The sequence below is a fragment of the Pauljensenia hongkongensis genome (assembly GCF_001746855.1).
GTDB lineage: Bacteria > Actinomycetota > Actinomycetes > Actinomycetales > Actinomycetaceae > Pauljensenia > Pauljensenia hongkongensis.
This window is the reverse complement of record NZ_CP017298.1, coordinates 20,697-26,793: the sequence shown is the minus strand read 5'-3', so window position 1 is coordinate 26,793 and position 6,097 is coordinate 20,697. Positions and strand designations below refer to the sequence as shown.

At 72.3% G+C, this 6,097-nt stretch carries 5 protein-coding genes and 1 pseudogene; 5 read left to right on the top strand and 1 reads right to left on the bottom strand.

All coding sequences use genetic code 11. From position 1 onward, the window contains the following. Positions 1–742: pseudogene (locus BH719_RS00120) on the top strand (hypothetical protein); the annotation flags it as partial. Between the two features lie 46 nt (positions 743–788). On the opposite strand, the gene BH719_RS00115 reads toward BH719_RS00120, so the two are convergent. Beyond that, entirely contained in the window at positions 789–2,402 is a 1,614-nt protein-coding gene (locus BH719_RS00115; protein WP_009399668.1) for an ABC-F family ATP-binding cassette domain-containing protein, read from the bottom strand. Between the two features lie 104 nt (positions 2,403–2,506). Between BH719_RS00115 and BH719_RS00110 the strand changes: the two genes are divergently transcribed. The 4 genes from BH719_RS00110 to BH719_RS09870 all read left to right on the top strand — a co-directional run. Next, entirely contained in the window at positions 2,507–3,187 is a 681-nt protein-coding gene (locus BH719_RS00110) for a queuosine precursor transporter (protein ID WP_009399666.1), read from the top strand. Beyond that, the gene (tgt, locus tag BH719_RS00105) at positions 3,184–4,515 is read left to right on the top strand and encodes a tRNA guanosine(34) transglycosylase Tgt (RefSeq protein WP_009399664.1); all 1,332 of its coding nucleotides are present in this window, start codon (positions 3,184–3,186) and stop codon (positions 4,513–4,515) included. The genes BH719_RS00110 and tgt overlap by 4 nt, the downstream gene beginning before the upstream one ends. Continuing rightward, positions 4,512–5,405: a KPN_02809 family neutral zinc metallopeptidase gene (gene ypfJ / locus BH719_RS00100; RefSeq protein WP_009399662.1), complete on the top strand. Its 894-nt coding sequence runs from the start codon at positions 4,512–4,514 to the stop codon at positions 5,403–5,405. The genes tgt and ypfJ overlap by 4 nt, the downstream gene beginning before the upstream one ends. Before the next feature lie 158 nt (positions 5,406–5,563). Next, the coding region (locus tag BH719_RS09870) for an AMP-binding protein (protein ID WP_009399660.1) at positions 5,564–6,097 on the top strand (534 nt) is incomplete at its 3' end.

Here is a 6,097-nt window from a genome sequence, read left to right as displayed (position 1 = left end):
CGCGCCCCGCGGGCCCCGCATGGCGGCCGCGGTCTTGAGGGGAATGGCGGGGGCGGCGTGCTCCGTCGGCATCGCCCTCGCCCCGGCGCCCGCCTCGTACGCGGCGGAGGGCGCCGCGGTCTTCGAGCACTACTCCTTCTTCGGCTCGGGGACCATCTCCTGGACGGCCTCCGTCACTGACGCCGACGGCGCGCTCACCGCCCAGCTGTGCGACGAGTTCGGCGCCCACGCCCGGGCGGCGCTCGGCGTCGTCCACAAGCCGTCCACGGTCTTCACCCCGTCGGACGGGGCCGCCCCCTCCAGCACCTGCGTCGTCTCCGTGAGCGCGTCCCTGCTCGCGATCAGGGGCGCGGAGCGGACCATGTCCCTGCCGTCCGCCCCCACCGCCCCCATCGCCGACGCCATCGGCGCCCAGGTCCGCACCGTCGAGGCGACAGTCTACGAGGGCAGGATCGTGGAGGCGTCGGAGGGCGCCCAGGTCGACCACGATTCGGAGCGCAACGGCTGGGAAACCGCGGTGTGGACGGATACCGACGAGGACCTGGAGCTCACCTTCGACACGTCGACGGGCTCCACCTCCTCCGGCGCCAGTGCCGGGGCGCCCGGGCAGCGCGACGACGAGGGCTCCACCGGTCCGGGGTTCTACGCACTGGTCGGCGCGATCGTGGTGCTCACGATCGGCGCGCTCGTCGTGGCGTTCCACGCGTGGGCGCGGCGCACCCGCGGCCCCAGGGCCCGGTAGCGCGCCAGGCCCCGGCGCCGGCCCCTCGGGGACGGACGCGGGCCCCTCACGTGAGCGTGACGAGATCCAGGTACGACTCGTCCCATAGGTCCTCGTCGGCGTCGGGCAGCAGCAGCACGCGCTGCGGGTCCAGCGCCGTCACGGCCCCGGGATCGTGGGTGACCAGGACGACGGCCCCCTCGTAGTCGTGCAGCGCGGCCAGGATCTCCTCGCGGGACGCCGGGTCGAGGTTGTTGGTGGGCTCGTCCAGCAGCAGGACGTTGGCGCCGGAGACCACCAGGGTCGCCAGCGCGAGCCTGGTCTTCTCCCCGCCGGACAGGACGCCGACGGGCTTGTCGACGTCATCGCCCTGGAAGAGGAACTGGCCCAGGATGTTGCGCACGCGCGTGTCGTCCAGGCCGGGCGCCGCGCCGGCCATGTTCTCGCGCACGGTCCCGGACACGTCGAGGGTCTCATGCTCCTGCGCGTAGTACCCGATCTTCAGGCCGTGCCCGGCCACGACCCGGCCCGTGTCGGGCTCCTCGACGCCCGCCAGCAGGCGCAGCAAAGTGGTCTTGCCCGCGCCGTTGAGCCCCAGGACCACCACTTTCGAGGCGCGGTCGATGGCCAGGTCCACGCCGGTGAACACCTCCAGCGAGCCGTACGACTTCGACAGGGACTCGGCGGTGAGGGGTACCCGCCCGCAGGGAGCGGGCTCGGGGAAGCGCAGGCGGGCGACCTTCTCGCGGACCTCCGCCTCCCCGGCCCGGGCGACCAGCTCGTCGGCGCGGCGCAGCATCTGCTGGGCGGCCACGGCCTTGGTCGCCTTCGCGCGCATCTTCTCGCCCTGGGCGCGCAGCTGCTCCGCCTTGCGCAAGGCGCCCTCCCGCTCCTTGCGCCGTCTGCGCTCGTCCTCCTCGCGCTGTTCGAGGTAGGCGCGCCAGCCGAGGCGGTAGATGTCGATGCGCGCGCGGTTGGCGTCCAGGTAGAACACCTGGTTGACCGTCTCCCCCAGCAGCGCGGCGTCGTGCGAGATCACCATGACGCCGCCGGGGAACGTCTTGATCCAGTCGCGCAGCCACAGGACGGAGTCGTGGTCGAGGTGGTTGGTGGGCTCGTCGAGCAGCAGCACGTCGGCGCCCGAGAAGAGGACGCGCGCCAGTTCGACGCGGCGCCGCTGCCCGCCGGAGAGGGTGTCGAGGCTCTGGCCCAGGACCCGGTCCGGCAGCCCCAGGGAGTGGGCGATCTGGGCGGCCTCGGCGTTGGCGGCCCACCCGCCCTGGTTGGTGAACTCCTGGTCGAGGCGCACGTAGCGCTCCATGGCCCGCTGCTGGCGCGCGCCCTCGGTGGTGGACATCTCCTGCTCGGCGCGCCGGATGCGGGCGATGATCTGGTCGATGCCCCGCACCGACACGATGCGGTCGCGGGCCAGCACCGTCTGGTCGCCGACGTGGGTGTCCTGCGCGAGGTAGCCGATGGTGCCCGTGGTGGAGATCGTCCCCGTGTGCTCCGCCGCGCCCCCGCGGTCGGCCTCCCCGGCCAGCAGGCGCATGGTCGTGGTCTTTCCAGCGCCGTTGCGCCCCACGAGGCCGATGCGCATGCCCTTGTCGACGCGGAAGCTGGCGTCGCGCACGAGTTCGCGCGCTCCGATTCGCAGTGAGAAGTCCTGGACGTTGATCACGGGTAGATCCTAGTGGGTGTGTGCGAGACTACCCGCGCGCTCGCGGCGCTGCGCCGCCTTTGCGTGCACAATGGGAGCGACGTAACACCCGCAGGAAGGCATTGATGAGCACGCCCACCGCCCCTTCGCGCCACCCGCGCGTCTACGACATGATCGCCGTCGCCTTCGTCGCCGCGCTCCTGATCTCCAACGTCGCGGCCACGAAGGTGACGGCCCTCGACTGGGGGCCCGTCCACCTGGTGTTCGACGGCGGGGCTGTCCTGTTCCCGCTCACGTACATCCTGGGGGACGTCCTGTCGGAGGTGTACGGTTTCGGGCGCGCCCGGCGGGTGATCGTCATGGGTTTCGCGGCCTCCATCGCGGCGTCGGCGGTCTTCTGGATCGTCCAGGCCGCGCCGGTGGGCCCGGGCTACGAGAACCAGGCGGCCTTCGAGGCGGTCCTTGGCTTCGTGCCGCGCGTCGTCGCGGCGTCGGTGATCGGCTACCTGGCGGGCCAACTGGTCAACGCCCTGGTCCTGGTGGGGATCCGCAGCAGGTGGGGGGCCCGCCGCCTGTGGGCGCGGCTCATCGGGTCGACCCTGGTGGGCGAGGCGGTGGACACCGCGCTCTTCTGCACGATCGCCTTCGCGGGAGTCATCGAGGGCGGCGACTTCGTCAACTACGTCGTCACCGGCTACGTGTACAAGGTCGCGGTGGAGGTCGTGCTCCTGCCTCTCACGTACCGCGTGATCGGGTGGGTGCGCGGCCTCGAGGGGCTCGAGGGCTCGGAGGTGTTCCCCGCATGAGCGCCGATTGGCTAGCCGCTCCCCCCGTTCCCTTCTCGCTTCCCGCCGCCCCGCCGTCGGGGTGGCGCGACCGGGGCTTCCAGGTGGGGGCGCGCCTGGCCTCGGGCAGCGGCCTGGGGCGCACGGGCACCATCCACACGGCGCACGGGATCATCCGCACGCCCGCGTTCATCCCGGTCGGCACGAAGGCGAATGTGAAGGCCCTGACCCCAGAAATGGTGGAGGCCCTGGGCGCCCAGGCGGTCCTGGCCAACGCCTACCACCTGTACCTGCGGCCCGGCTCCGACGTGGTCGACGAGGCGGGCGGTTTCGCGCGCTTCATGAACTGGCGGGGCCCGACGTACACGGACTCGGGCGGATTCCAGGTGCTCTCCCTGGGCGCGGGCTTCAAGAAGGTCCTCTCCCAGGAGTTCTCGGGGGCCGCCGACTCCGACGACCCGCGGCTGTCCGCGCAGGCCGTCCGGGCCTCGAACGCCGTGGTCGATGACGACGGCGTGGTCTTCTCCTCCCACATCGACGGCACGAAGCACCGCTTCACGCCGGAGGCGTCCATGCGCATCCAGCACCAGTTGGGCGCGGACATCATGTTCGCCTTCGACGAGCTCACCTCCCTGCTGCACCCGCGCTCCTACCAGGTGGAGTCCTTGGAGCGCACGCACGCGTGGGCGCGCCGCTGCCTGGTCGAGCACGCGCGCCTCACCGAGGAGCGCCGCGCCATGCCCTACCAGCAGCTGTGGGGCGTCGTCCAGGGCGCCCAGTGGGAGGACCTGCGCCGCCGGGCCGCGCGGACCATGGCGGACATGGAGGCCGACGGCCAGCGCTTCGACGGCTTCGGCGTGGGAGGGGCGCTGGAGAAGGAGCGCCTGGGCACGATCGTGTCGTGGGTGTGCGAGGAGCTCGGCGAGGACCGGCCCCGCCACCTGCTGGGCATCTCCGAGCCGGAGGACCTCTTCGCGGGGGTCGAGGCCGGGGCCGACACCTTCGACTGCGTGAACCCGTCGCGAGTGGCCCGCAACGCCGCGGTCTACACGCCGACGGGCCGCTACAACATCACGAACGCGCGCTTCAAACGCGATTTCTCGCCGTTGGCGCCCGGCTGCGGGTGCTACACGTGCACGAACCACACGCGCGCCTACGTTCACCACCTGTTCAAGGCGAAGGAGATCCTGTCCTCGACGCTGGCGACGATCCACAACGAGTGGTTCACACTGCGCCTGGTGGACGCGATGCGCGACTCCATCGAGCGCGGCTGCTTCGAGGATTTCCGTGACGACATGCTGGGCCGCTACCGCTCTGGCGGCGGCCGGGAAGGCAGGAGCGCACAATGAGTTTCAACGACAACATCCAACTGGACCCGTCGCGCGTGCGCACGTCGGCGGGCAGGCGGGCGGCGGGCATCGGCGGTGGCTCCGTGCTGGGCGCCATCATCGTCTTCGCGGTCGCCCACTTCACGGGCATCGACCTCTCGCAATTCCTGGGCTCCTCGCAGCCCGGCCCGGCCCCGGCGGGGCAGACGGTCGACGTGTCGGGCTGCACGAGCGGGGCGGACGCGAACGCGCGCGTGGAGTGCCGCATGGTGGCGACGGCCTCGTCCCTGGACGAGGTGTGGCGCGCGCAGCTGGCCTCCCAGGGAGGGGGGACCGACTACCAGTTGCCGGACTTCCAGATCTTCACGGGCTCGGTGTCCACGGCCTGCGGGAACGCGACCAGCGCGGTCGGCCCCTTCTACTGCCCGGGGGACTCGACCGTGTACCTGGACCTGGGGTTCTTCGAGCAGATGGTCTCCGACTACGGCGCCTCGGGGGCCGCACTGGCGCAGGAGTACGTGGTCGCCCACGAGTGGGGCCACCACATCCAGAACCTGCGGGGCGTCTTCCGCGACCACAACACGCAGGAGCGCGGCGAGCAGGGCGCGGGCGTGCGCTCCGAGCTCCAGGCCGACTGCTACGCGGGCGTGTGGATGCACTGGGCGTCCCAGACCGCCGACCCGAACACGGGCGAGCCGTTCCTGCGCGTCCCCAGCGCCGAGGAGATCGACGGCGCGCTGACCACCGCCCAGGCCATCGGCGACGACCGCCTGCAGCAGCGCTACCAGGGGAGCACGAACTCGGAGAGCTGGACGCACGGGTCGGCGGCGCAGAGGTCGCAGTGGCTGCGCACGGGCCTCGACTCCGGTTCCATCGCGGCCTGCGACACGTGGAGCGCGGCGCGCGTGTGAACCGCGCGGCCGCGGCACCCGCACCCCGCCGCGGGCGGGCGGACCGGGCCCGCCGACGAGACGGAGCGCAGCGCCTACTCGCGCACCGCCACGAGCCGGCGGACCGGTTCCGCGGGCCGGGTGCGGCACTGGGCACTGGAGAGAAGGAGAGCACTGGTATGACGAGCATCACCGAGCAGGGGCGCGCTTTCTACGACGCCGTCCCCCACGAGGTCCCCGACTGGGAGGGCTCCCTGTTCTCGTTGCTGGAGGACGCCGCGCGCCTTTACCCCGACCGCGCCGCCCTGGACTACTTCGGGGCGGCCATCACCTACCGCCAGGTCCTGGAGCAGGTGGAGCGCGCCGCCAGCGCCCTGGTCGGGGCCGGCGTGGGCAGGGGCGACGTCGTCGCCGTCGCCCTGCCGAACTGCCCGCAGGCCTTCGTGGTGTTCTACGCGTGCATGCGCATCGGCGCCGTCGCCGCCCAGCACAACCCGCTGGCCCCCGACCCGGAGGTGCGCGGCCAGCTCGGGCGCCATAAGGGCCGGGTGGCGGTCGTGTGGGAGAAGTGCGCGCACGTGTACGCCGAGGCCGGCGTGGCCACCGTGTTCACCGTGGACATCAGTGCCCATATGCCCGCCTCCCAGCGCCTTCTGCTGCGCCTGCCCGTGCGCCGGGCGCGCGAGAGCCGCGGCCAGTTGCGCGGGGAGGCG